The following is a 24171-nucleotide window of genomic DNA, read 5'->3' as shown; positions in this document are numbered from 1 at the left end:
GTATATAGGTTTGTGTGTAGGGATCGCAATGATTGCACTTCTAAAATCACCGAAAGAGGTAGAAAAAAATACCAAACGGTCGAAAATTAAGTTTTTCACCCCGCTCCATTAAAAGTTGTTTTATATCAGGGTATTTGGGGTAAGTAATCATATGCCACAGTCGCCTGAGCGGCTTGCTAACACTCAACTTTCCAGGAGGGATTACCATGAGCAAACATATTATCGGCGTATTCAACACGGAAGAAGAAGCGATTCGCGTTATCAACCAATTGAAGGCAGAGGGATATCGCTCGGAGGAACTCTCAGTAGTGGGCCGCGATCGCGGTGATCTGGACCACATCGAAGAAGCGACCGCGACCAAAGCGGAAGAAGGCCTTGCAACAGGCGCTGCGACAGGCGGCGTACTGGGCGGGGTGACGGGGCTGCTCGTGAGCATCGGCGCTTTGGCGATTCCCGGTCTGGGTCCCATCCTTGTAGCAGGTCCAATCGTTGCGACCCTAACAGGTGCAGCTGTCGGGGCAAGTGCAGGCGGACTGGTCGGCGGACTGATCGGACTCGGTATCCCCGAGAAAGACGCGATGCTTTATGACGAATATGTTCAAAATGGCAAAGTGCTCGTTCTCGTAGACGGCGACAGCGAACGCGCCAATCTGGCGTATCGGATTTTCCGCGACCACAAGTCGCTCAATGCGGATACGTACAATCCGGACTACGGGTACGTAAACAGCATAGGCGGCGCCAACAGCCGCTATCGCAATAACTTGTAAAGCAGGCGCTGTGCCATGCTTACAGCATGACATATACTCAGATTAGACATGCAAGCCGTCCACTTATCCTGAAGGATGAGTTGGCGGCTTTTTGATCGGATAGCGGTGGGTCAGCTGAACTTGTTACGCGGGTGTACTCCATTCGCTCGTTGGCGATGTCGACGGCCCGCGCTTGTATTTCAAGGCTAGAAGAATTGTCTCATATGATAGATTCATAGGTAAGAAAGAATAGAAAAGTGTACCTAATATTTATATGGAATAGTATCTCCGCTTGAACCAGCAGCATCTAACGAAGTACCTCCTTCTTTTCTCTGAACATGATAATAAGTAATTCTTTCACCACTTGTACCTGTCTTATGCCATTTTTCAATAAGTTTAACCCTATAATCTCCGCTGCCTATCTTCTCAACATCTGTGGACCGAGTCACCACATAATCATCCTTTATTGTTTCAATGACTTTATTTAACTCATCTGGAAAAAGAGAGTTATACGTTCCCTTGGATGACACGGCAAACTGAGCAGCTTGATTCGCCGTGAACTTAGCATCTTCTTGCTTCCAATATGGGTGATACAGAATAAAGCTAAATAACGCAAAACATATTGGTAAAAGTGAAGCGATAACTAGTGTTTTTCTTGCTTGAAGGATTTTTTTATACGTTTCATCAACAATGAAAAAAAGTAAAGAAACAGCTCCTCCAAATACTAATGACCTTACATTCATAAACACTAAACCACCTATTGCACCAAAAAGTATATGTAAGAATCCTGAAAACAACCTCATTATCCTCACATTAGCTTTATTGAGTAAACTTTCTATTAACATCGAAACACCAATCCCATATACAAATACAATTGCAAAGGTATAAAGAGAGTAGATGAACATTCCCAACCAAATATTCGCAAGGTACCCAAACGTATCATTTTGCAATTCATTATAACCATCTAGAGATGAGAGAAATAATACGAAATAACTTGAAGAAAAAAAGGCGGAAAGCACTTTTCTTTTTAACAAAAAAAACTCCCCCTTCCCATTTTCAACGTATACAAATGAAAATTAGTAATGCCCCGACCGAATTTTATCTGGATTAATAACGAAATATACATGTTGAAAATGCGAACCCTGAGATTCCATTTGCAGCATCAGCAAAGAAACTGGCGTCTCTTTCTCATAAAACACCACAGCTGGTTGCCCGTTCAAGATAGTCATTTTATACGTCAAATGCGTATACCGTTTGGCGGAAACCCCAACCAAAAAAGACACCACACGTTCCCTGCCATAAATCGGATTGATTGCTGTGCTAACTTTCCCGCCTCCATCGGATACCAGAATTGAAGTGTCGGTCAATAATCGAACTAATGTGTGCGAATCTCCTCTTTGAAACGCAGTCACAAACTGTTCCACGAGCGCCGCCTGCTGCCCTTGGCTGACTGGTGTTTTTAAGCGCTCCGGGTCCAGTTTCCTTTTAGCACGACTATAGATTTTACGGCAGTTAGCCTCCGATTTGTCCAACAGCTGAGCGATCTCTGCATACGGATAATCATAAGCCTCCCGCATCACGATAATCGCTCTTTCCAGCGGCTCCAACTGCTCAAGCATAATCATAAAGGCATAGGACAACGACTCACGTTGCTCCGCCAACTGATTCGGCTGCTGCCAAACTTCGGAACTTGGTTCTGGTAACCATGTTCCGGGGTATACCTCCCTTTTCTTCCTAGCTGATTGCAATATATGCTCCGCCAACTGATTCGGCTGCTGCCAAACTTCGGAACTTGGTTCTGGTAACCATGTTCCGGGGTATACCTCCCTTTTCTTCCTAGCTGATTGCAATATATTTAGGCACCTATTCGTCGTAGCACGTGTCAGATACGTCTTCACATGCTCAATCCGATCCAGCTTGTCATGAACATCCAAGAACAGTTCCTGAACAACGTCTTCCGCATCCGAAACTGACCCCAGCATATGGTACGCCACGGATTTCAGATATGAATAATAGGTGGTATAGACCGTTTGAAAATGTATGGTCACAAAATTCCCCTTTCTGATAGGCAGGTTCATCAAATATATGCAAATACGTCAAGGCGGATGTTATTAACGATTTTTTGTCACGAAAAGTTACCTTCAATTGTCTAGATCACGTTAACCAAAATGATAAGAAAAGAGGAGATTATGATGAGTACCCGATTCGATTATTACAAAGCTTGTCCTGAAGCAACAGAAACGATGTTAAAGCTAGAAGAGTTCGTAAAAAGTAATGGACTGGATGCCAAGTTATACGAGTTGATTAAGTTGAGGTCGTCTCAAATCAATGGCTGTTCTTACTGTATTGACTCTCATACGAGAGACTTAAAGAAACTAGGCGAGACCGACCAGCGTCTCTATTTGCTTTCAGTATGGAGAGAGGTCCCTTTTTATACCGAGAAAGAATGTGCTGTGTTGGCGTTAACCGAAGCAGTGACCCTAATTGCAGATGCAGGAGTACCAGATGAGGTGTATGAACAAGTGAGGAAAGAATTTGATGAGCGTCAATTCATGGTGCTGCTTATGGCCATCAACACCATTAATAGTTGGAATCGAATTGGAATCGCTACACGCTTACTGCCAAGCCGCAAATAGAGGTTATGAATAGGATGATGTGAATGAGGTACAGATGCCATCTCCTGCTTACAATCTATCATAACACTGATTTACAAATTTAGGATAATGGTTGTATCAAAGGCTGCCCTAGCGCTACATGTCAATGCGTTCTCCGTGCTCCGTGCACGCGCCACCACACAAAATAAAAGACACCCGCAAGGGTGTCTCTTGTTTTTGACCATCTATCTCCATACCGTAATTCAGATCTCCGATTGCTACTTCAAACGAGGATAACGAAACTTCTACTGCTCCGCTTAAGGACACTCCTGCTCCTAAGTCGTGCTCTTCTCTGTACAATTCGACCCTTAACCAGGAAACCCCCCGCTCAATGAGTGGGGGGTTGGTATGGAGGTGGCCCGTGACTAAGCAACTCCAGAACGAGCCGCAGCGTGATGCTGAGGTCGTTTGCGTTCTTTCTAGCCCCTACCCCAAAATTACTAAATGAATATCATTCTATCTTTCTGCTCTCTTATTCAATACAGCATAAGTCCATCCAGCTAAAGCAGCTCCAACGAATGGGGCGATAATGAACACCCAGACTTGAGAAAGCGCCGTGCCACCTAGCCAAATCGCCGGTCCAATACTTCTTGCCGGATTAACGGACGTCCCTGTTAAACCAATGCCTAAAATATGTACAAATGCAAGTGTTAAGCCAATAACAAGGCCAGCTACTGCGCTGTTTGAATCTTTAGATGTAACTCCAAAAATCGTATATATAAATACAAAAGTTAGAATAACTTCTACAATGATGGCCATGAATGCTGTAATGCCTATGCCATACCCCGCTCCAAAACCATTTTGTCCTAGACCCGTCACAGCCTTACCAGTTGAATGAATAATTGCATAGAGTACACCCGATCCCGCAAGTGCTCCGGTAACTTGAGCTACGACATAACCGACAAAATCCTTGCCCGATAACTTCCCGCTCAATAGCATAGCAAAGGACACCGCAGGATTAATGTGACAGCCGGACACTGGGAAATGGATAAACCAAATGCAAACGCGATTCCTAGATATCCCAGCTGTCCCCCCGCTGTTGCCGCACTACCGCACCCGAATAGAACCAACACCAACGTACCAATGAACTCTGCTGTTTATTTTCTCATTGATGTGCTCATACAACTACCTCCTCATTATTGTCTTCATCAAACATAGGTCTCAACAGAATCTCTATGTACCTTTTAAAAAAGTTATGTATTATAAATTTCTCCGGTGGAAATGCGGATAAAAAAGACTATACAGTAGGTCAGGATACCTATAAAATAAATTGGTATTTCAATCATACTAATAAAAAGCTAGTAAATAGAAAGGGAGTCCATGGTTATGTATCTGAGTAAAAAATGTATGGGGGGCTTTTTTTCCTTACTATTGTTTATCGTTTCTATATTACCTGCTTCAGTCGGGGCAGCCTCCGCATTTATAGAAGATAGCAATTTAGAAACAGCTATACGTGAGGCATTAATAAAGCCTACTGGGGAGCTCTATCCGAAGGATTTAGAGAAATTGACATCGTTGTACCCGCAAGGAGAGAAAATTACAAGTTTAAAGGGCCTAGAATATGCAGTAAACCTAACTTCACTTTATCTACCTAATCATAAAATAACCGATATTAGCTCAATTGGATCCTTGGTTAATTTGACCTTTCTAGCATTAGACCGCAATCAAATCTCGGACATTACACCGCTGAGATCATTAACGAAACTTAAAAAACTTGTGATTTCCAACAATGCGATTAAAGATCTTTCACCGCTGAGAGGGAAGACTCAGTTAACAGACCTATTGATCGGAAACAATCAAATTAATGACCTTACGCCGCTATCCGAACTGCCGTTAACATGGCTGATCGCAGAGTCCAATCAAATTTCAAATATAGATGCTATAGCAGGAATTACCACTTTGCAGCATGTCTATTTAGGAAATAATAAGATTCAGGACATTCCTTTACTGGAAAAGTCGGATCGTTTAAAAACTGTTTCTCTTGAACAAAATCCAGTGTCATCCTATGCTCAAGCATATTTAGCCAAATTAAAAAGTAAAGGGATTGCTGTGAAATGGACAGCTACAGTAGAACAAGCCCCTGAATCATCGATGAACGAACGAATTATTGAGGATGAAACATTAGAGAGATTAATCAAAACAAAGTTAGAGAAAGCACCTGGTGAAACTTTAACAAAGCAAGATTTAAGCAGTTTAATCGAAATAAAAAGTACCCAAGACGGAAGTATTAAGAGCTTAAAAGGACTTGAGTTCGCAACTAATTTAAAATCTCTATCTCTGCGAAATCAGCAAATTCGTAATCTAGAACCACTAAGGAACGCAAAAAAACTCTATCATTTAAACCTAGAGAACAATTATATTACAGACATTAGCCCTTTAGAAAACATGAGTAAAATGGAAATACTGTCTTTACCCAATAATAATATTCAACAGATTGACTCGATTAAAACCATGCCCCAACTGCATTTGCTCGACCTGAGCAACAATATCATAACAGATATTTCACCGATTGGTGGACGTAGTCAAATCAGCGAGATCAAACTATCCATAAATCCAATTCAGGATATTACACCTTTAAAAACTGTCCGAAATACGGTTAATAATGTGGGGATATCCCTGTATAACACTAAAGTCACAGATCTGACTCCGTTACTGGATAATTCAACCATATCTTCATTGCTACTCCCATCCAATCCAGAATTATCGAAACAATCGGGGAAGGTAATTGAAGAGATAAAGAACAGAAATGTTATCGTGTATCAAGGGGAATTCGATGACAAGGAGTTAGCGGCATTTCAAAACAAGATTCGCATTAAGATCAATGGCAAAGTTCAACAATTTGAGCAAGCGCCAATTATTATCAATGGAACAACACTCGTGCCATTCAGAGGTATTCTTGAAGCATTGAAAGCTGAGGTTCAATGGGACGATGCCAGCAAGTCTATACGAGCCACGAAGAATGGAATTATCATTACACTCCAAATCGGTTCTAACCAGGCTAAGGTTAACGACGTTCCTATAACCTTGGAAGCCGCGCCAAGGATTGTAAATGGCAACACGCTTGTACCCGCTCGATTCATCAGTGAGGCTCTTCAAGCAAAAGTGGGTTGGGTAAGTGAATATCGTATTGTAGATATTGTTTCGGAGTAAGGGAGTATTGAAATGTCCATCTAACTTTCTGACGAAGCTCACTCGCAGATGACTATCCTAGCGGTACATTTCAATGCCGTGCTCCCTACGCTCACGCTCCGGTCCGCGCGGGCGAACCCTCGAGGGGTTCAACTCCCTGCTCACACCACCATAAAAACAAAAGACACCCGAAAGGGTGTCTTTTGTTTTTGTATGGAGGTGAGGGGAGTATTGAAATGTCCATCTAACTTACTAACGAAGCCTACTCACCGATGACTATCCTAGCGGTACATTTCAATGCCGTGCTCCCTACGCTCACGCTCCGGTCCGCGCGGGCGAACCCTCGAGGGTTCAACTCCCTGCTTACACCACCACAAGAACAAAAGACACCCGATAGGGTGTCTCTTGTTTTTGTATGGAGGTGAGGGGAGTCGAACCCCTGTCCGAAAATATTGCCACACAGGCATCTACGGGTGTAGTCACAGTTTTGATGTCACCCGAGCATCGCCCCGTAACCGGCTATGCGTTGGGTCAGCCTGATTGTCTTCCTACGTCCGACCCCAGGCGGAGACCAAACGTCGTATCCCACTATAGTTGAGCCCCTATCCCAGTCACATGGGCGATGCTGAGTAGAAGCACGCTAACAGGTTATTAAGCTGCTAAAGCGTAGTTGTTTTGTGTTTTGCCATTTAATAGGCTTTAGCGTTTTATAGTGGACGCGGCCCCACTACCCGCAACCCGCGCTCAAACTATCCCCGTCGAATCCAAGAACACCCCCGGATTGCCTTCGTAACCGTCAGAGACGGTGAAGGTTAAAAGGACAAGCTGTAGAGCCAAGTTACACTTGAAATCTCTTCGTTACAATTACTAGTATACCATAAGCTGACGAAATATGAACACTAGGTTCATGGAAGACAAGGAGTTACCTTCCAATACATCCAAGCTATCTAGCAATCTTCTGCTTCTCACGCAATGCGCGTTGAATATCGCGTTGTGCATCTTTCTTGGCAGCAGACTCACGCTTGTCGTATTGTTTCTTCCCTTTACCAATGCCAATAAGAAGCTTCGCGTAGCCATTTCTGATATACACCTTCAGTGGAACGACGGTATAGCCTTCTTGCTTAGCCTGGCCTAGTATCTTGGCAATTTGCACTTTCTTCAACAACAGCTTCCGCGTCCGTGTAGGATCTTCCGGATTGCTGCGGTTCCCTTGTTCGAAAGGGCTAATATGCATATTGTGTACAAAAGCTTCGCCGTTCCGAATCGTCGAAAAGCTGTCGCCAATGTTGGCTTTACCTGCCCGTAAGGATTTGATCTCCGTGCCGGTCAGGACAAGACCGCATTCATACGTATCTTCAATGAAATAATCGTGTGAAGCCTTTTTATTCTGAGCGAGTAGTTTGCCATCAGCCTTTTTAGTTGCCACGTGAGATCCTCCTCCCGCACGCTAAAATGCAGGTAAATCTTGCTACAATGTGCAACCTATTGTAGCAAGATCAAGCCCGAAAAGCAAGAAGCGGCGACTATCTCCGCCGCTTCTTGCTACCATCGCCGTCGTCGCTCCGGCGACGACCGCCCTTGGCGAGCGCATTCACGCCGCTCGCCCAATCCATGCCGCTGCGCTCCGCAGCAGCGCCACCGCCACCGCCCGCTTGGACTTCGCCCCCAAGCGAAACCCCACGGCCACGCTCGCCGCTGCGGCCAACACCACTGTCAGTCCGCCCTGCGCCGACTGACTGCAACCGCTGGCGCAAGCTGCCGCCTTCGCTAATCTTACCGCCTTTTTCGCGCTTATCGCTCCAAGGCTTACTACCACCCTTGCCGCGGCGCGTTTTCCCTTGGCCTTCTCCCACGCCAATACCAGCAATGTGCTCTGCTTTGCCATCTCCACTTCCAGCAGGGCCCTCAGCTCTTCCTTGACCTTGATCTTTCCTTCCTTGGCCTTGGCTTTGACCTTCGCCTTGCCCTTGACCATTTCCTTGCCACTGGCCCTGACCTTGGCCGGCCTTACCTCTAGATCTTCTACGACCTTTACCTGTTCCGACTGTGCCTTCTGTAACACCAGCGCCTTCGGCAGCCCCGCGAGCAGCCATTTCAATCCGTCGAGCAGCACCACTATCGGCACGCCCACGCTTCTTCCCTTGACCTGCCCCTGACGAGTCTCCGCGTTTCCCTGGATTTCCGGTTGTTTGGTTCCCAGAAGCATCACCCTGATTCGTAGTTCCGCCTTGCCCAACCACAGGTTGCGCCTTCGCAAAACCACCTTTACCTTTGTACCCGCCTTTACCCTTTTCAGGTCTCCCGTTCGTTCCGCCTTTACCTTTATCGGATCTGCCGTTATCCGACTTACCACGGAAACCTTTAAATCCGCCTGCGCCTTTGAACTTGCCTCCACCACCGCCGCCGCGGTTAAACGCACCCTCTTTGCGAGGCTTCATATCCAACAATTCAAAATCAATCGTATGATCTTCCATACTCACCCGTGCAACTCGCACCTTAATGCTGTCGCCAAGCCGATAAATTTTGGATGTGCGTTCACCAATCAATGCGTGCTGTTTCTCGTGATGATTGTAATAATCATCGGTCAAATCGCTCAAGCGAATTAAACCTTCAACTGTGTTATCCAATTCAATGAACATACCGAAGCCCGTTACGCTCGAGATAATGCCCTCGAATTCTTCGCCGACTTTATCCAGCATGTATTGTGCTTTCTTCAGGGCTTCTGTATCACGTTCTGCATCAACAGCAACGCGCTCACGCTCGGAGGACTGCTGGGCAATATCGTTCATACGCGAAGCTAAATAATCATGTCGTATATCTGGAAGAGTTCCACCGTTCTCCAACACTTCACGAATAACACGATGGATAACCAAATCCGGATAACGACGAATCGGTGATGTAAAATGGGAATAGAACTCCGCTGCTAAGCCAAAATGCCCCAAGCTCTGCGCATCATACTTCGCCTGCTTCATTGAGCGCAGCATCACTTTACTAATCACGGTCTCTTCCGGTGATCCCTTAATATCTTCTAACAATGCCTGCAAGGAACGAGCATGAATTGCCCCACCCTTACCGCCACGCATCGCATAGCCGAAAGTCGTCACGAACTCCATGAAGTTCATCAATTTCTCGGAATCCGGATCCTCATGCACGCGATACAAGAACGGCACTTTCAACCACGAGAAATGCTCAGCAACCGTCTCATTCGCGGCTAGCATGAACTCCTCGATCATCATTTCAGCGACAGAGCGCTCTCTTTTGACAATATCAGTCGGCTTACCTTCAGCATCTACGAGGATCTTAGACTCTTCAAAGTCGAAGTCAATCGCACCGCGCTTCATCCGTCTGGAACGCAATCTAGCTGCTAATTCTTCCATTCGTTTGAAGTCTTCCATTAGATACGCATATTTCTCCACGATTTCTGGCTCTGCCTCACCTGTCAGCAGCTTGCGTACATTCGTATAGGTCATTCGTTCTTTTGTTTTGATTACACTAGTAAAAATCTCATGATTAACGACCTTCAAATCGGCGTCAAATTCCATTTCACACGACATGGTCAAACGGTCTACTTGCGGGTTCAACGAACAAATCCCGTTCGATAAACGGTGCGGGAGCATCGGAATTACACGATCGGTCAAATACACGGAACATCCGCGATTATAGGCCTCAATATCAAGTGCCGTACCTTCCCGCACATAATAACTCACATCCGCAATATGCACGCCTAAGCGAAGATTCCCATTTTCCAAAAGCTCCACATTCACAGCATCATCCAAATCCTTGGCATCTTCACCGTCAATGGTTACAATCGTTTTCGCACGAAGGTCACGACGACCCTGCCCGATGATTTCTTCTTCTGTAATCGAATCTGGTGCCGCCTCTGCTTCCGCCAGAACTTCTGGTTGGAACGCCTCCGGCAATTGATGTTTGCGTATGATCGCCAAAATATCGACACCTGGATCATCCTTATGACCCAGAATCTCAATCACTTCACCTTCAGCCGCGGAACGGCCTTCTGGATAGTTCACAATTTTCACAACGACCTTCTGTCCAGAAACAGCTCCCATAAATGCATGCTGCGGGATGAAAATATCTCTTGTCACCCGTTTATCATCTGCAATGACGAAGGCATACGTATCTTGACTTTGGAAAACACCAACAATCTGCGAGTTCGCCCGCGTAATTACACGTACGACTTCGCCTTCTAAACGGCCGCCGCCTTGGCTGCGCGATGTGACTTTAACAAATACGATATCACCATTCATCGCTGTATTCAGGTCGTGCGCATTAATGTATACGTCCGGGTGCTCACGGTCCTCTGGAATTAAGAATGCAAAACCCTTCGCATGGGCTTGCAGCTTGCCACGTACCAAATTCATCCGTTCAGGAACGCCATAACGATCATTCGGGCTGCGTACAATATGACCGCTTTCTTCTAATTGATTAAGCATTTTTATAAAATCTTTAAACTCATTCGCGCTGCCAATTCCGAAATGCTTCTCAAGCTCTTTATAGGACATAGGCTTATAAGCCTCTTCTTGCATCAAACTTACGACTTCATTCTCTTTTATCATGTATTCTCTTCACCTTCTTGTTGTTGTTGAGCCAAGCTCTTCGATCGCCGTACCCGTTTCCCTCACTCCATAGTATGCCACTTCCAGGGAAAGGATAAACTCTGTTAACATCCATCTTTCAGCCTTGCTGACGCACTCGAATCGGCGTTTTGGTATACGCACATGACTCTTCTTCCTTTATGGAGATTAGTTTCTCCAGCACATGCCCATACCAATCCGTCTATCCGATATTCGCGCTTAAAATGAAAAAACAGCAGGAGTATAGTTCTCCTGCTGTTATCGTTTTATGTGTGTTAGCTTTTCACTACGTATGCTACGACAATAGAAAGAATAAAGAATGCAGCAGCAAGACCCATTGTTGCACGGGACAAAAATAGTTCCAAACCACGAGCTTTTTGTTTACCAAATAAGTGCTCTGCGCCACCGGAAATGGCACCGGACAAGCCTGCGCTTTTCCCTTTTTGTAAAAGGACAATCGCGATTAATCCAACCGAAGCTATGATTAACAAAATTTTCATAAAGATTAACATATTAGCACCCCAATTGCCGATTCTTTGCCTTATACAACTAGCATAAATATTTTAACATAGTTCGTCCAGGAACACAACAAATGCCCGATGTGATGCGAGGAATCCATTGTGATTTACTTAGCTTCTCATATCTTTCATCATTGGTAGGCATAATACCCTTAAAATAACAAATCTCTTTTGTCGAAAAGGAGAATATTCTATTGAGTCACAACTCCTATTGGTATATAGGGTTGAGCCTGATCAGTTTAACCCTGCTAGCTTATATTTGCTTCAAAAAAAATACGATCCGAAGCTTTTTGCATGTTCTAATCATGGTGCAAATCGCTTACAGCATTGAAACTGTCATTTATATTTATTTAGGTAGTTATCAGTATCACCCTAAAATAATCAAAAACTTCGCTTACTATGATAGCAATATTGGAGCGTTGGCCTCCAATATGTTAGCTGTCCCCGTCGCAGCAACCTTCCTAACGACGTTTCGACTGGGCTGGTTTTGGAAAATCGTCTTTATCGGCTTCTTTGCGGGTGTGGAGTTACTGTTCGTCAAACTCCATATCTATACGCTATACTGGTGGCGAATTGAGTATACCTCCCTTGGGCTTCCCGTTTACTTTATGGTTGCCAAATGGATCTATCCTTACCTACTACACCCCCTCAAAGGATGGCTTCACTCGCTATTACTTTTTATGTGCACCGCTCCATTCCTCGGAACCTTCCATATCATCCCGATCATGGTGTTCCAAAACCGATTCTATCATCCTGGCTGGTTTACCGACCCTGCTCACGATACAACCGCCTTTGCATCCATTTATTATGTATTCGGAACCCTGATCGTCATCACATTGGTAAAGCTCCAATGGAAGCAAGGATGGATCAAGCTTTGTGTGCTGACAGCATCTTTTTATATCCTAACGCTTGTCCTAAAAAATAGTGAAATACTCGATATTCGCATTTGGTGGGATCCCTATTATTATGTCTTGTTCCCTCTACTGATTTATGTCATCTCTAGGGCTATCAGTAAGCGTTTATCATTCGGTGCGTCGCAGGCAAGCAATAATGCCTGATTAAACAAAACAGCGGCAGTCTAGGACTATGTTTCTCAGTCCCGGCTGCCGCTTATATTGCGTGCCTACTTAATCGCGATAGGACATCGCGGTTGATCTAGTAGAGCGCTGCGCTGCTTTTTTGCGCCCGAGGAAGGCCTGTACCGCTTGCTTCGCACACCAAAGTGCGAACAACGTAAACCCGATCGCCCACACAATAGCAGGTATACCCGTGTGGTTGGCCAAATTACTCGCATCTCCAGCACTCCGGTTTTGGAAGGCATATACGATCAGTGAACCCGGGCCGAACACCGACTCCTCCAAGCATAAGAACGCCAGCAGCAGGTAGTAAAAATCGCGCAGCCATCTCGGCGCGAGCGCCAAAGCCAGCACGGTCATAAGAATAAAACCGAGCAGAAACGAAACGCCAAAGCTATTCCGTACGAATAGTACCAGTGACAACGCAGACAGCGCCGTCATCACCTGCAGCCCTAGTTTCTGCTTGCCTCTGGCGTACGCCGAGAACAAAAACCAAGCAAACAGCGAGGCGGTCATATATCCCGCCAGCGAGACTGGGATGACAGCCCATGACTTGGTCATGGACGAGTAGGTGACGCCGCTGTGGTCCTTATACAGCTCGATGTACATGACCTTGCCGGACAGCGCAAGTGTCGCAACGGCATGCCCGAACTCATGTACCATCGTGTCCAGGTTCCGAAAAAATGAGGAAGGAATCCAGTGCGTGAGCACCGCGGAGCCTATTAGGAACAGGATCGTTTTTACCCAGTTGCTCAAAAGCATAACCTCCCTGCTATCTGACGACTTTACCCCCATTATACGCCAAAACGGGCAGGTGTAAGCCACCTGCCCGCCATATAATTACATACGGATCTAATTACTTGAAGTTTCTCAAGTTGTAGAATGCTTTTTTACCAGCGTATTGAGCTACAGTGAACAACTCGTCTTCGATACGAAGAAGTTGGTTGTATTTCGCTACACGGTCCGTACGGGACGGAGCACCTGTTTTGATTTGACCAGCGTTAGTAGCAACAGCGATGTCAGCGATTGTGCTGTCTTCGCTCTCACCGGAACGGTGGGAAATAACTGCTGTGTAACCAGCGCGTTTTGCCATTTCGATCGCATCAAAAGTCTCAGTAAGCGTACCGATTTGGTTAACTTTAACCAAAATGGAGTTACCGATGTTTTCTTCAATTCCGCGGGATAGACGCTCAGTGTTTGTAACGAACAAGTCATCACCAACGAGTTGAATTTTGTTACCCAATTTCTCAGTAAGCAATTTCCAACCTTCCCAATCGTCTTCGGAGCAACCATCTTCAACAGTGATGATTGGGTATTTATCAACCCATGCAGCTAAGAAGTCAACCCACTCAGCGGATGTGAAGGATTTGCCTTCGCCTTCAAGGTGATATTTACCATCTTTGAAGAACTCAGTGGAAGCAACGTCCATACCCAAGAATACGTCAACACCTGGTTTGTAACCAGCGTTTTCGATAGCTGTAAGGATTGTCGTAATTGCTTCTTCATTGGATTTGAAGTTAGGAGCGAATCCGCCTTCGTCGCCAACTGCTGTGTTAAGGCCTTTTTCTTTCAATACGGATTTCAAGCTATGGAAAATTTCAGCGCCGATGCGAAGAGCTTCTTTAAATGTAGGTGCGCCAACAGGCAGAACCATGAACTCTTGAACGTCAACGTTGTTGTCGGCATGTGCCCCACCGTTGATGATGTTCATCATTGGAACTGGAAGAGTTTTGGCGTTGAATCCACCAAGGTAAACGTACAATGGCACGTCCAAAGCGTCAGCAGCCGCACGAGCAACAGCCATGGAAACAGCTAGAATTGCGTTAGCTCCCAATTTAGCTTTGTTAGGCGTACCATCAAGCTCGATCATTTTGTTGTCGATGCCAACTTGATCAAGAGCGTCTAGACCGATGATTTCAGGAGCGATGATTTCATTTACGTTCTCAACAGCTTTTAGAACGCCTTTACCCAGGTAACGACCTTTGTCACCATCACGAAGCTCAACAGCCTCGTATGCGCCTGTGGAAGCGCCTGAAGGGACGATAGCACGGCCGAAAGCGCCGGACTCTAGGTATACTTCTACTTCAACCGTTGGGTTACCGCGGGAATCCAATACTTCGCGTGCGTAAACATCAGAAATAATTGTCATTGTGATAAAACACTCCTTCAATAATATAAATTATTTTTTTAGAATTGTTACGCCAGTCATTTCTTCTGGAAGTTTCACTTCTAAGAAGTCTAACATGGTTGGTGCAATATCTGCCAAAATTCCGCCATCTCTTAGTGTAACAGATTTGTCCGTTACAATAAAAGGCACAGGATTCGTTGTATGTGCTGTGTTGCGTGAGCCGTCTGCATTCGTAACGACATCGGCATTTCCGTGATCTGCTGTGATGCAGACTACGCCGCCTTTAGCTAGAATTGCTTCGACTACTTTACCAAGACAATCGTCTGTCGCTTCGATCGCTTTTACCGTTGGCTCAAGCAATCCAGAGTGACCGACCATGTCAGGGTTAGCAAAGTTCAAGATGATCACATCATGACGCTCTGCTTCTACTTCTTTAACCACTGCATCCGCCAATTCATAAGCGCTCATTTCCGGTTGCAAATCATACGTCGCAACTTTCGGTGAAGGAATCAGCAAGCGAGTTTCGCCTGGTAATTCAGCATCACGACCACCGCTGAAGAAGAAGGTTACGTGTGGATATTTCTCGGTTTCCGCTGCACGAAGCTGTTTCAGACCGTTCTGAGCCAGCACCTCGCCAAGTGTGTTATCGAGATTTTTCGGTTTGTACGCTACGAAACCGTCTACGGACTCGCTGAACAGCGTCAGACAGACGTAGTAGAGGTTCTTAGCCACTTTAGGACCACGATCAAACCCACGGAAGTCTTCATTCGTGAAGACCTGGGAAAGCTGAATCGCGCGGTCTGGACGGAAGTTAAAGAAGATTACGGCATCGCCAGATTCTACAAGTCCTACCGGCTTACCATCGTTACCAACGATAACCGTTGGCATAACGAACTCGTCATAGACGGATTTCTCGTAGGATTCAACGATCGCTTTCAACGGATCCGTGTAGGTTGGGCCTTCGCCGTACACCATGGCGCGGTAGGATTTCTCCGTACGCTCCCAGCGCTTGTCGCGGTCCATTGCATAGTAGCGGCCTTGAACGGTCGCAATTTTGCCTACACCGACTTCTTTAATTTTGTTTAGAAGCTCTTCCATGTACCCCTTCGCCGAATCCGGAGCAACGTCGCGGCCGTCTAGGAAGGCGTGGATGTAAACTTCATGGAACTCTTCTTTTTTCGCTAAGTCTAGAAGAGCAAATAAATGCTGAATGTGACTGTGTACACCACCGTCAGAAAGCAAACCGTACAGGTGAAGCTTCTTGCCGTTTTCTTTGGCATGACGAACTGCGCCTACAATCGTTTCATTGTCGTAAAATTCACCATCACGAATCGATTTCGAAATCCGCGTCAGATCCTGATAAACCACACGGCCTGCGCCGATGTTCAGGTGTCCTACTTCAGAATTCCCCATCTGCCCTTCTGGCAAACCTACAGCTTCACCGCAAGCAGTGAGGGTTGTATGAGGAAACGTAGACCAGTAACGGTCATAGTTAGGCTTTTTGGCATGAGCAACCGCATTCCCCTGCTCTTCCGAGCGGAGTCCGAAGCCATCGAGAATGATGAGTGCTACCGGTTTCGGTCTGGACATGTTACTTCGCCCCCTGGACGAGTTGGATGTAGGAAGCGGACTCAAGGCTAGCTCCACCTACAAGTGCGCCGTCGATGTCAGGCTGTGCCATGTACTCAGCAATGTTGTTTGGCTTCACGCTGCCGCCGTATTGGATACGAACAACATCTGCAACTGCTGTGCCATAAAGACCGCTAACCAATGTGCGGATGTAACCGATCACGTCTTGTGCATCTTCAGCTGTGGAAGATTTACCTGTACCGATTGCCCAGATTGGCTCATAAGCAATAACGACTTGTGCTGCTTGCTCTGCACTTAGACCAGCGAAAGCTGCTTCTGTTTGTACTTTACAAACGTCTTTGGTTTGACCCGCTTCACGCTCTTCCAACTTCTCGCCTACGCAAAGAATTGGTTTCAAGCCGTGTTTGAAAGCCGCAACGACTTTCTTATTAACGATTTCGTCGGACTCAGCGAAGTAAGCTCTACGCTCGGAGTGACCGATGATGACATATTCAACGCCAAGATCTTTCAGCATCACACCGCTGATTTCACCTGTGAATGCGCCGTTATCTTCAAAGTGAAGGTTTTGTGCGCCAACGTGAACGTTCGTACCTTTTGTAGCTTCAACAAGAGCAGGAAGGTTTGTGAAAGGGGAGCAAATAACGCTCTCCACGCCTTCTACTGTGCTGCCTTTTACTTCGTTCACGAAGCTGATTGCTTCAGAAACGGTTTTGAACATTTTCCAGTTACCCGCGATAATCGGTATTCTACTCATGAATTAGGGCTCCTTTTATGAAAAATAATTTCTTATTTGTCGTTAAGTGCTACTACGCCTGGCAATGCTTTACCTTCCATGAACTCCAAGGAAGCGCCGCCGCCTGTGGACATGTGGTTCATTTGCTCAGCCAAATGGAATTTCTCCGTTGCAGCAGCGGAATCGCCACCACCGATTACTGTGTAACCTTCCGTTGTTGCACAAGCTTGTGCTACTGCACGTGTCCCGTGGGAGAAAGGCTCGATTTCGAATACGCCCATCGGTCCGTTCCAAACAACTAGTTTGGACTTCGCGATAACGTCTGCATACATTTCACGTGTTTTCGGTCCGATGTCAATGCCTTCCCAATCAGCAGGGATGCTGTCGATGTCAACGATTTGCACGTTAGCATCTGCGCCGAATTTATCAGCAACAACGATATCCACCGGAAGCAGGAAGTTTACACCTTTTTCTTTTGCTTTTGCAATAAAGCTAAGCGCTAGATCAAGTTTCGAATTGTCCAGAAGTGATTTGCCGATTTCATAGCCTTGTGCTTTCAAGAATGTATAGGAAAGACCGCCGCCAATCAAGACGTTGTCTGCAATGTTCAAGAGGTTCTCAATGACTGCAATTTTGTCTTTAACTTTGGATCCGCCAACGATAGCTGTGAAAGGACGCTCTGGGTTGTTCAGCGCTTTGCCTAGAACATCAAGCTCTTTCTCCATCAAAAGACCGGAAACAGCAGGAATATAAGCTGCAATACCTGAAGTCGAAGCATGTGCACGGTGAGCAGCACCGAAAGCATCATTCACGAACAGGTCAGCTAGATCAGCGAAAGCTTTTGCAAGCTCTGGATCATTCTTCTCTTCACCTTCGTTGAAACGAACGTTTTCAAGCAAAAGAACGTCGCCATTTTCAAGCGCATCCACTTGTGCTTTCACGATTTCACCAACGGATTGATCCGCTTTGATCACGTTTTGACCCAGAAGCTCAGCCAATTTCGCTGCAACTGGTGTTAAACGAAGCTCTTCGACCACTTGTCCGTTTGGACGACCAAAATGCGCAGCAAGAATAACTTTTGCGCCTTGCTCTACTAAGAATTTAATCGTAGGAAGCGTTTCTCTGATACGTGTATCATCGGTGATTTGACCGTTTTCTACAGGCACGTTGAAATCAACGCGAACAAATACTCTTTTACCAGCTACTTCAACATCGCGAACACTTTTCTTATTCATCGTAAAAGCCTCCTAAAGTTTTCGTCAGAAAACTGACTTCGTAAGCATAAGCTCTCTGGCATGTATGGTTATCTTCCGATTCTATCTTTTTCTATGTGTAAATCGCACATAAAGAGGAGAATCGCTTCTCCCCTTCATGTGGTTTTCCAGTTGAAAAATTATGAAATTACAGACCTTTTTTCGCGATGAAAGCTACCAAGTCAACAACGCGGTTGGAGTAACCCCACTCGTTATCGTACCAGGAAACAACTTTCAACATGTTGTCGCCAACTACCATAGTGGACAAAGCGTCGATTGTGGAAGAAGCTGGGTCACCATTGAAGTCGCTGGATACAAGTGCGTCTTCTGTGTAGTTAAGAATGCCTTTAAGAGGGCCTTCGGAAGCTGCTTTCAAAGCTGCGTTTACTTCGTCAACAGTTACGTTAACTTTAAGCTCAACAACCAAATCAGTTACGGATACGTTAGGTGTAGGAACACGCATAGCCATACCGTTCAATTTGCCTTTAAGCTCAGGAAGAACTAGACCGATTGCTTTAGCTGCGCCAGTGCTGGAAGGAATGATGTTCTCAGCTGCTGCACGAGCACGACGAAGGTCTTTATGTGGAACGTCAAGAACGGATTGGTCATTTGTGTACGAGTGAACAGTTGTCATCATACCTTTTACGATTCCAAAGCTATCGTTGATAACTTTCGCGAAAGGAGCTAGACAGTTCGTTGTACAAGAAGCGTTGGAGATGATTGTGTGTGCAGCTGGATCGTATTTGTCTTCGTTAACACCAAGTACGATTGTGATATCTTCGTCGGAAGCAGGAGCGGAAATGATAACTTTCTTAGCTCCACCTTTCAAGTGAAGAGCTGCTTTTTCTTTCGCTGTGAAAATACCAGTGGATTCGATTACGATTTCAGCGCCTACAGATGCCCAAGGCAGGTTCCCAGGGTCACGCTCAGCAAAAACCTTGATGGAACGACCGTTAACGATCAATTCACCTTCGCCAGCTTCAACTGTAGCGTCTAGTTTACCATGAGTAGTGTCATATTTAAGCAAGTGCGCCAAAGTTTTAACGTCTGTCAAATCGTTAACTGCTACGATTTGTACTTCTTCGTTGTTCAATGCTGCGCGGAATACGTTACGACCAATACGTCCGAAACCGTTAATACCTACTTTTGTTGTCATAGTCATTTCCTCCTAAGATTACATAAATATTATATTTCAAAACGCGGCCATGAATGGCATACGTTATGATGGCAACTTCAGCTATACATGCTTCATGATTTCTAAGGCAGCTGCTTCATCTGTAACAAGTACATCTTCTTGCCCATGTCTTAGTACAGAAGCGATCGCTTCCCCTTTGCTCTTCCCGCCAGCAACACCAATCACAACTTCAACACGATGCAGATCTTCCAGTCGAAGTCCGACAGTCGGCATCTTATGAACCACATTTCCTTGGCGGTCAAAATAATAACCAAGCGCCTCAGCAAGTGCGCCATCAGCTCTCAGACTGCTCGTAGTATCACTATCTACTTTGCGTCTACGTGCCATGACCATAGCATCTCCGATACCATGTACAACAATGCGACAACTGCGCACCGCGTTTACAACTTCCTGAATCTGTGGATCCTGAATCAGCGATTGATACGCATCTTCCCCAAGATGATCCGGCACATGCAGCAACCTGTATTTCCCACCTGTTTTCTTGGCCATAATGGAAGCAATCGTGTTCGCTTGCATATCCACACTTTCACCAAGACCTCCACGTGCAGGGACGAACCAACTACCTTTCATCGAAGACGAGATAGCTAGGTTATTAGCGATCTGAGCCATGGTCGACCCACCTGTTACCGCGATGATATCATCTTTGGCAACATATTTACGCAAGGCGGCCGCGCCAGCGCGTCCAAGCTCTTTCTTCGTAAATACGGAAGTGTCGGAATCCCCAGGTACGATAATTACATTGGAGATGTGAAAAGCTTTGGCAATGCTATCTTCCAGATCTGTTAAGCCAAACGCCATCTTAATGATCGGCTGCATGTCTTCCAGCAGCTGACGACCAGACTCGCTGATCTTCATACCACTTGCGTCTGATTCCAGAAGCCCTAGCTCCTTCAGGAAATCGACTTCACCGCGCAGTACGCGCTCCGTCATATCGAGTGAGGACGCTAACGTCCTTCGTCCGACAACACCGGATACCAAGATGTGCTGCAGAATCGAGTAGCGTTTCTTCATGATGTCCATAAGATCAGGCATGAGCTGTTTCTGAATGTCTAGAATCTCTCTCATAGGACGACTTCCAACGCTCCCGATCCAATGTAGGACGTTTTTTGTCCCAGGTATACATTTTGTGTCCCACCTGGGTGAAAAAAAAGTTCCTTGCATAATTACGTATTTCATTTCTCGTTTACAGTTCTTATTATAACCATTTCCTTCGCAACATTCAACATTTGTTCAAACATTTTTCTCCAAATAGGCCTGTAAGGGCTTACCATCTTGCTTTTTATGGAAAGCTGACTTATAATAACCCTTGCTTCACTTTTTCTATTACTGTGCGCCCGTGGTCCAATGGATATGACGTAGGCCTCCGAAGCCTGAGATAAAGGTTCGATTCCTTTCGGGCGCGTCCAACAAATCAGCTACATGAGTTAAGGTTTAATCGCCAAATCAGCTCTGAAGCTGATTTTTTTTGCGTTTAGTTTGACCTTTCTTGACCTTCAGACGTTTTTTCGTTATCATACTTGTAGATACTGTAAATAGTATGTACCCAATAGTAGGTAACCCAACCCCAAGGAGGTCATTCTCATGAGTTTTATTCCTATGGTCGTCGAACAGGACGCGCGCGGTGAAAGAGGATATGACATCTACTCTCGCTTGCTGAAAGACCGCATTATATTCTTAGGCACGGGTGTCAACGATGTTGTGGCGAATTCCATCATTGCTCAGTTGCTCTTCTTGGCCGCTCAAGATCCTGATAAAGATATCTCGCTTTACATTAACAGCCCCGGCGGCTCCATCACAGCTGGTATGGCGATCTTCGACACGATGCAGTTCATCAAACCAGACGTTTCCACGATCTGTGTAGGTATGGCCGCTTCCATGGGTGCATTCTTGCTCACTGCTGGTGCCAAAGGCAAGCGTTACGCGCTTCCGAACAGCGAAGTCATGATTCACCAACCGCTTGGCGGCGCAGAAGGTCAAGCCTCCGACATCGAGATTCGCGCGAAGCGTATTTTGAAAATGAGAGATAACCTGAACAAGATCCTAGCTGAGCGCACGGGACAAACGTTCGAGCGTATCGAGAAAGATACAGACCGTGATAACTTCATGAGTGCTAAAGAAGCAGCCGAATACGGACTCATCGATAAAGTCATCGAGCGCGTCTAATTCATAAATAAAAAAACCAGCCAGATCTTCATTCGCTCATTTGAGCTAACGAAGATTGGCTGGTTTTTTTATTGGATTTATTTCAAATCTTCCAATGGGTAGAAGATCAAATCAATTGGGAACGCTGAGCCCGCTGGAGGCGTAAACTCGATATCTAACGCATCTTCCGTGCCCGTGGTACGTGCCAGCACTTCCAAGCCATCAAACGCCGTAATGACACCGGAATACGGGACAGGAATGATTTCACCGTTGATTTTAAACGGCCCCTTGAACACGCCGCCTCTAGCCATAATCATCACAGCCATTTTGCGCGGCTTATCCGCATGGATTTTATAGACCACGCCATAATTCCCGCCATTCTCCACGACTTGCTTACGCATCACATCGTAACCTTTGACGAATGGATCAGTTTTATTATCACCGATCGTTAATCGGGAAGCTTTGGTGAAGCTGGTGGCATCAATTTTCCATCCAATCTCGGAAACAGGGAACGTACCGCGAACATGACCGTTGAAGGCCAGTAATGGCAATTCCTTCACTGTCGTTGGCGTTAACATTTTGTCCGTTGCGATAAAGGACATTTGCAGTTCGCCGTCCGTTTCGACATCATAGAACAAATTTACACCTTGCCCTGGATAAAAATCGGGCAGCTTCGCATAGACATAACTTGCTTTAGGTGGAACCGTCATTGTATCCGTGTATACGTTGTTCAGAAGGAAATCAACTGAAGCTTCGCTGCCGATCAAATTCGCATAAACGGAAGGGTAAACTTCGCCTTTATTCGTCGTTTTAATTGTAATTGGCTTATCCGTATTGTTCGTTGCAAAGATGGCAAACGTCATCTTACTTTGCGTACCATTGATATGATCCGCGTATAAGCGCCCTTTTCCATTAATATTGTCTTGGTACAAAATACCGCTAGATGTGAATTCTTCCGGACTATCGCTGACAAGCAGCGTGCGTCCTTGCACTTCATTTACATCCTTCGGAAGCAGAGGCAACTCGTTAAAATGGGACCAAATCGTCGTCCAGTTCGTTTTGATGAACCCGCCAACCGGTTTCATATAGATCGGATACTCAACTTCTGACAAATACGGTTCATTTACAACAGTCACAAAGCTTTTGAACAATTTACTCACATGCCCATGACCATCCTTAACCGTTAAGGTTACTGGATATTGTCCAGCTTTGAAAAACGCCTCTTGTTTACCAGTCCAATCGAAGGATACGATACCCTCTGCATCTGGATCATAACTCAAATCCAAATACTTAACAGGCTCACCAAGCCTGTAGGTAGGCTTCGCAGTGGCGAATTTGGCAACTGGACGAGAATTACTGTCTTGATCGATGTAGATGCCCTCAGGCGCCTTAAAATGTACGATCTCTACACGTCTTAGCTCACTATTGTAGGTATACTTTGCACCCATGTAATCAGCCAACCATGTCAGCTTTACAAGCAACTTGCCATTCACGATAGCAGCTACGGAATTAAAGGGTACATCCACCCCATTTGTCGTCACCGTCTTATGATCGGAATCAAGCACGATGTTGTAACCTGGAGGTGCCATTTGAATCGTACGGGATAAATCATTCCACTCTACTTGAAACCCTAATGTATCACCCAAGAATTTGGCTGGAACATAGGTGCTTCCATCAATGATGGTAGAAGGGGATTCTAGATGGATCTGCTCTTGATTTACGAAAGCTTCTGCCTTGTCGATATAAAGTAAAATAAAGGACGAACTTGTTGATACCGCATGCGCGGCTGGTGCAGTAATCGTACTAACTAGAAATACGAGTACAGCCAGTAGGGCAATCATTTCTTTCTTTACTACATTCATTTCACTTCGGCTCCTTCTTCAAACTTGGGATAGGGGAGCTATTTGGAAATACAAATAGCCTTATCCATCACGACCACGTTTATTAGACGTAGCCAAATGAAAAAGGTTGCCCCATGCCACTATTTGTTAACAAATTTGACACTTTTAGAAAGTTAGAGATTTGTATCTACAAACTGCAAAAAAGCCCCCTCGAAAGGTAGGCTTTTAAAGGATTATTGGTTTTCCAACTCTTCCTTACTGACTAATGTGACTAAAGCGTTTACAGCCTGCTCTGCATCCGAACCTTCTGCACTTATGAAGACTTCGGTCCCTGTGCTGATCGCAAGACTCATAATTCCCATGATGCTCTTCGCATTCACTTTCTTCTCATCTTTCTCAACAAAGATCTCCGATGAAAACTTATTCGCCTCTTGAACAAACAATGCCGCAGGTCTGGCATGAAGTCCTGTTCTCAACTTCACAACGACTGGACGTCTGGACATGGAACTAATTCCCCCTAGTGTGGAGCTTATATGGATTACTATTAATAACAGCGTTTACCTTATGTTTTAAT

The 24171-nt window shown here is 45.5% G+C and carries 21 protein-coding genes, 1 tRNA gene, 1 other RNA gene and 1 pseudogene; 6 read left to right on the top strand and 18 right to left on the bottom strand.

Going from position 1 to position 24171, the window contains the following annotated elements:
• Nucleotides 1–206 precede the first annotated feature (206 nt).
• Entirely contained in the window at nucleotides 207–767 is a 561-nt protein-coding gene (locus L6I86_RS32735) for a general stress protein (protein WP_236292887.1), read from the top strand.
• Nucleotides 768–1009: 242 nt separating this feature from the next.
• On the opposite strand, the gene L6I86_RS32730 is transcribed toward L6I86_RS32735, so the two are convergent.
• Both L6I86_RS32730 and L6I86_RS32725 read right to left on the bottom strand, forming a co-directional pair.
• Nucleotides 1010–1780, bottom strand: coding sequence for a hypothetical protein (locus L6I86_RS32730; RefSeq protein ID WP_236292886.1), 771 nt, complete (start codon nucleotides 1778–1780; stop codon nucleotides 1010–1012).
• Nucleotides 1781–1822: 42 nt separating this feature from the next.
• Entirely contained in the window at nucleotides 1823–2794 is a 972-nt protein-coding gene (locus L6I86_RS32725) for a sigma-70 family RNA polymerase sigma factor (protein WP_236292885.1), read from the bottom strand.
• A 144-nt stretch (nucleotides 2795–2938) separates the two neighbouring features.
• On the opposite strand from L6I86_RS32725, the gene L6I86_RS32720 reads away from it, so the two are divergent.
• Nucleotides 2939–3382: a carboxymuconolactone decarboxylase family protein gene (locus L6I86_RS32720; protein ID WP_236292884.1), complete on the top strand. Its 444-nt coding sequence runs from the start codon at nucleotides 2939–2941 to the stop codon at nucleotides 3380–3382.
• Between the two features lie 114 nt (nucleotides 3383–3496).
• Here the strand turns inward: L6I86_RS32720 and L6I86_RS32715 are convergent, their stop codons facing one another.
• Nucleotides 3497–3667, bottom strand: coding sequence for a hypothetical protein (locus L6I86_RS32715; RefSeq protein WP_236292883.1), 171 nt, complete (start codon nucleotides 3665–3667; stop codon nucleotides 3497–3499).
• A 189-nt stretch (nucleotides 3668–3856) separates the two neighbouring features.
• Nucleotides 3857–4485, bottom strand: a pseudogene (locus tag L6I86_RS32710) (MIP/aquaporin family protein).
• Nucleotides 4486–4726: 241 nt separating this feature from the next.
• On the opposite strand from L6I86_RS32710, the gene L6I86_RS32705 reads away from it, so the two are divergent.
• Complete coding sequence (locus L6I86_RS32705; protein WP_236292882.1) at nucleotides 4727–6550, top strand: leucine-rich repeat domain-containing protein; 1824 nt, start codon at nucleotides 4727–4729, stop codon at nucleotides 6548–6550.
• Between the two features lie 392 nt (nucleotides 6551–6942).
• Here L6I86_RS32705 and ssrA read toward each other — a convergent pair.
• The 5 genes from ssrA to secG form a co-directional block, all read right to left on the bottom strand.
• Nucleotides 6943–7307, bottom strand: a transfer-messenger RNA (tmRNA) gene (ssrA, locus tag L6I86_RS32700).
• 165 nt (nucleotides 7308–7472) lie between these two features.
• Complete coding sequence (smpB, locus tag L6I86_RS32695) at nucleotides 7473–7955, bottom strand: SsrA-binding protein SmpB (protein WP_028555549.1); 483 nt, start codon at nucleotides 7953–7955, stop codon at nucleotides 7473–7475.
• A gap of 97 nt (nucleotides 7956–8052) precedes the next feature.
• Nucleotides 8053–11103: a ribonuclease R gene (rnr, locus tag L6I86_RS32690; protein WP_236292881.1), complete on the bottom strand. Its 3051-nt coding sequence runs from the start codon at nucleotides 11101–11103 to the stop codon at nucleotides 8053–8055.
• Nucleotides 11104–11112: 9 nt separating this feature from the next.
• The gene (locus L6I86_RS32685; RefSeq protein ID WP_236292880.1) at nucleotides 11113–11265 is read right to left on the bottom strand and encodes a hypothetical protein; all 153 of its coding nucleotides are present in this window, start codon (nucleotides 11263–11265) and stop codon (nucleotides 11113–11115) included.
• A gap of 131 nt (nucleotides 11266–11396) precedes the next feature.
• Nucleotides 11397–11633 (bottom strand): preprotein translocase subunit SecG, encoded by a 237-nt coding sequence (gene secG / locus L6I86_RS32680; protein WP_056611230.1) that lies wholly within the window; start codon nucleotides 11631–11633, stop codon nucleotides 11397–11399.
• 200 nt (nucleotides 11634–11833) lie between these two features.
• Between secG and L6I86_RS32675 the strand changes: the two genes are divergently transcribed.
• Nucleotides 11834–12697, top strand: a complete 864-nt coding sequence (locus tag L6I86_RS32675) for a hypothetical protein (protein WP_236292878.1) — start codon at nucleotides 11834–11836, stop codon at nucleotides 12695–12697.
• A 69-nt stretch (nucleotides 12698–12766) separates the two neighbouring features.
• Here the strand turns inward: L6I86_RS32675 and L6I86_RS32670 are convergent, their stop codons facing one another.
• The 7 genes from L6I86_RS32670 to L6I86_RS32640 form a co-directional block, all read right to left on the bottom strand.
• Nucleotides 12767–13471 carry a M50 family metallopeptidase gene (locus L6I86_RS32670; protein ID WP_236292892.1) on the bottom strand — a complete coding sequence of 235 codons (705 nt, stop codon included), beginning with the start codon at nucleotides 13469–13471 and terminating at the stop codon, nucleotides 12767–12769.
• A 100-nt stretch (nucleotides 13472–13571) separates the two neighbouring features.
• Complete coding sequence (gene eno, locus L6I86_RS32665) at nucleotides 13572–14864, bottom strand: phosphopyruvate hydratase (protein ID WP_056611239.1); 1293 nt, start codon at nucleotides 14862–14864, stop codon at nucleotides 13572–13574.
• A gap of 30 nt (nucleotides 14865–14894) precedes the next feature.
• Nucleotides 14895–16433: a 2,3-bisphosphoglycerate-independent phosphoglycerate mutase gene (gene gpmI, locus L6I86_RS32660; protein ID WP_236292876.1), complete on the bottom strand. Its 1539-nt coding sequence runs from the start codon at nucleotides 16431–16433 to the stop codon at nucleotides 14895–14897.
• Between the two features lies 1 nt (nucleotide 16434).
• Nucleotides 16435–17187: a triose-phosphate isomerase gene (tpiA, locus tag L6I86_RS32655; RefSeq protein WP_236292874.1), complete on the bottom strand. Its 753-nt coding sequence runs from the start codon at nucleotides 17185–17187 to the stop codon at nucleotides 16435–16437.
• Between the two features lie 32 nt (nucleotides 17188–17219).
• Nucleotides 17220–18401 carry a phosphoglycerate kinase gene (locus L6I86_RS32650; RefSeq protein WP_056611248.1) on the bottom strand — a complete coding sequence of 394 codons (1182 nt, stop codon included), beginning with the start codon at nucleotides 18399–18401 and terminating at the stop codon, nucleotides 17220–17222.
• 166 nt (nucleotides 18402–18567) lie between these two features.
• Complete coding sequence (gene gap, locus L6I86_RS32645; RefSeq protein ID WP_236292872.1) at nucleotides 18568–19575, bottom strand: type I glyceraldehyde-3-phosphate dehydrogenase; 1008 nt, start codon at nucleotides 19573–19575, stop codon at nucleotides 18568–18570.
• Between the two features lie 81 nt (nucleotides 19576–19656).
• On the bottom strand, nucleotides 19657–20679 hold the full coding sequence (locus L6I86_RS32640) for a sugar-binding transcriptional regulator (protein WP_236292871.1): 1023 nt from the start codon (nucleotides 20677–20679) through the stop codon (nucleotides 19657–19659).
• 265 nt (nucleotides 20680–20944) lie between these two features.
• On the opposite strand from L6I86_RS32640, the gene L6I86_RS32635 reads away from it, so the two are divergent.
• Together L6I86_RS32635 and clpP are read left to right on the top strand one after the other, a co-directional pair.
• A tRNA-Arg gene (locus L6I86_RS32635) sits at nucleotides 20945–21016 on the top strand.
• A 179-nt stretch (nucleotides 21017–21195) separates the two neighbouring features.
• Nucleotides 21196–21777 carry an ATP-dependent Clp endopeptidase proteolytic subunit ClpP gene (gene clpP, locus L6I86_RS32630; RefSeq protein ID WP_236292869.1) on the top strand — a complete coding sequence of 194 codons (582 nt, stop codon included), beginning with the start codon at nucleotides 21196–21198 and terminating at the stop codon, nucleotides 21775–21777.
• Between the two features lie 77 nt (nucleotides 21778–21854).
• On the opposite strand, the gene L6I86_RS32625 is transcribed toward clpP, so the two are convergent.
• Nucleotides 21855–23618: a stalk domain-containing protein gene (locus tag L6I86_RS32625; protein ID WP_236292867.1), complete on the bottom strand. Its 1764-nt coding sequence runs from the start codon at nucleotides 23616–23618 to the stop codon at nucleotides 21855–21857.
• Nucleotides 23619–23830: 212 nt separating this feature from the next.
• A complete protein-coding gene (locus tag L6I86_RS32620; RefSeq protein ID WP_028555561.1) occupies nucleotides 23831–24100 on the bottom strand; it encodes an HPr family phosphocarrier protein in 270 nt (89 codons plus the stop codon).
• Between the last annotated feature and the right edge of the window lie 71 nt (nucleotides 24101–24171).

This window comes from Paenibacillus allorhizoplanae, assembly GCF_927798215.1.
Classification (GTDB): domain Bacteria; phylum Bacillota; class Bacilli; order Paenibacillales; family NBRC-103111; genus Paenibacillus_E; species Paenibacillus_E allorhizoplanae.
Note: the sequence above shows the minus strand (reverse complement) of the source record. Positions and strands in the feature narration are given on the sequence as shown.

What these genes read in the sequence shown, in the direction of transcription:
- secG (WP_056611230.1), bottom strand. Translation starts at nt 11,633, where the DNA reads ATGTTAATCTTTATGAAAATTTTGTTAATCATAGCTTCGGTTGGATTA.
- L6I86_RS32620 (WP_028555561.1), bottom strand. Translation starts at nt 24,100, where the DNA reads ATGTCCAGACGTCCAGTCGTTGTGAAGTTGAGAACAGGACTTCATGCC.
- L6I86_RS32640 (WP_236292871.1), bottom strand. Translation starts at nt 20,679, where the DNA reads ATGAGAGAGATTCTAGACATTCAGAAACAGCTCATGCCTGATCTTATG.
- L6I86_RS32735 (WP_236292887.1), top strand. Translation starts at nt 207, where the DNA reads ATGAGCAAACATATTATCGGCGTATTCAACACGGAAGAAGAAGCGATT.
- L6I86_RS32720 (WP_236292884.1), top strand. Translation starts at nt 2,939, where the DNA reads ATGAGTACCCGATTCGATTATTACAAAGCTTGTCCTGAAGCAACAGAA.
- L6I86_RS32625 (WP_236292867.1), bottom strand. Translation starts at nt 23,618, where the DNA reads ATGAATGTAGTAAAGAAAGAAATGATTGCCCTACTGGCTGTACTCGTA.
- gpmI (WP_236292876.1), bottom strand. Translation starts at nt 16,433, where the DNA reads ATGTCCAGACCGAAACCGGTAGCACTCATCATTCTCGATGGCTTCGGA.
- rnr (WP_236292881.1), bottom strand. Translation starts at nt 11,103, where the DNA reads ATGATAAAAGAGAATGAAGTCGTAAGTTTGATGCAAGAAGAGGCTTAT.
- gap (WP_236292872.1), bottom strand. Translation starts at nt 19,575, where the DNA reads ATGACAACAAAAGTAGGTATTAACGGTTTCGGACGTATTGGTCGTAAC.
- L6I86_RS32705 (WP_236292882.1), top strand. Translation starts at nt 4,727, where the DNA reads ATGTATCTGAGTAAAAAATGTATGGGGGGCTTTTTTTCCTTACTATTG.
- eno (WP_056611239.1), bottom strand. Translation starts at nt 14,864, where the DNA reads ATGACAATTATTTCTGATGTTTACGCACGCGAAGTATTGGATTCCCGC.
- clpP (WP_236292869.1), top strand. Translation starts at nt 21,196, where the DNA reads ATGAGTTTTATTCCTATGGTCGTCGAACAGGACGCGCGCGGTGAAAGA.
- tpiA (WP_236292874.1), bottom strand. Translation starts at nt 17,187, where the DNA reads ATGAGTAGAATACCGATTATCGCGGGTAACTGGAAAATGTTCAAAACC.
- L6I86_RS32650 (WP_056611248.1), bottom strand. Translation starts at nt 18,401, where the DNA reads ATGAATAAGAAAAGTGTTCGCGATGTTGAAGTAGCTGGTAAAAGAGTA.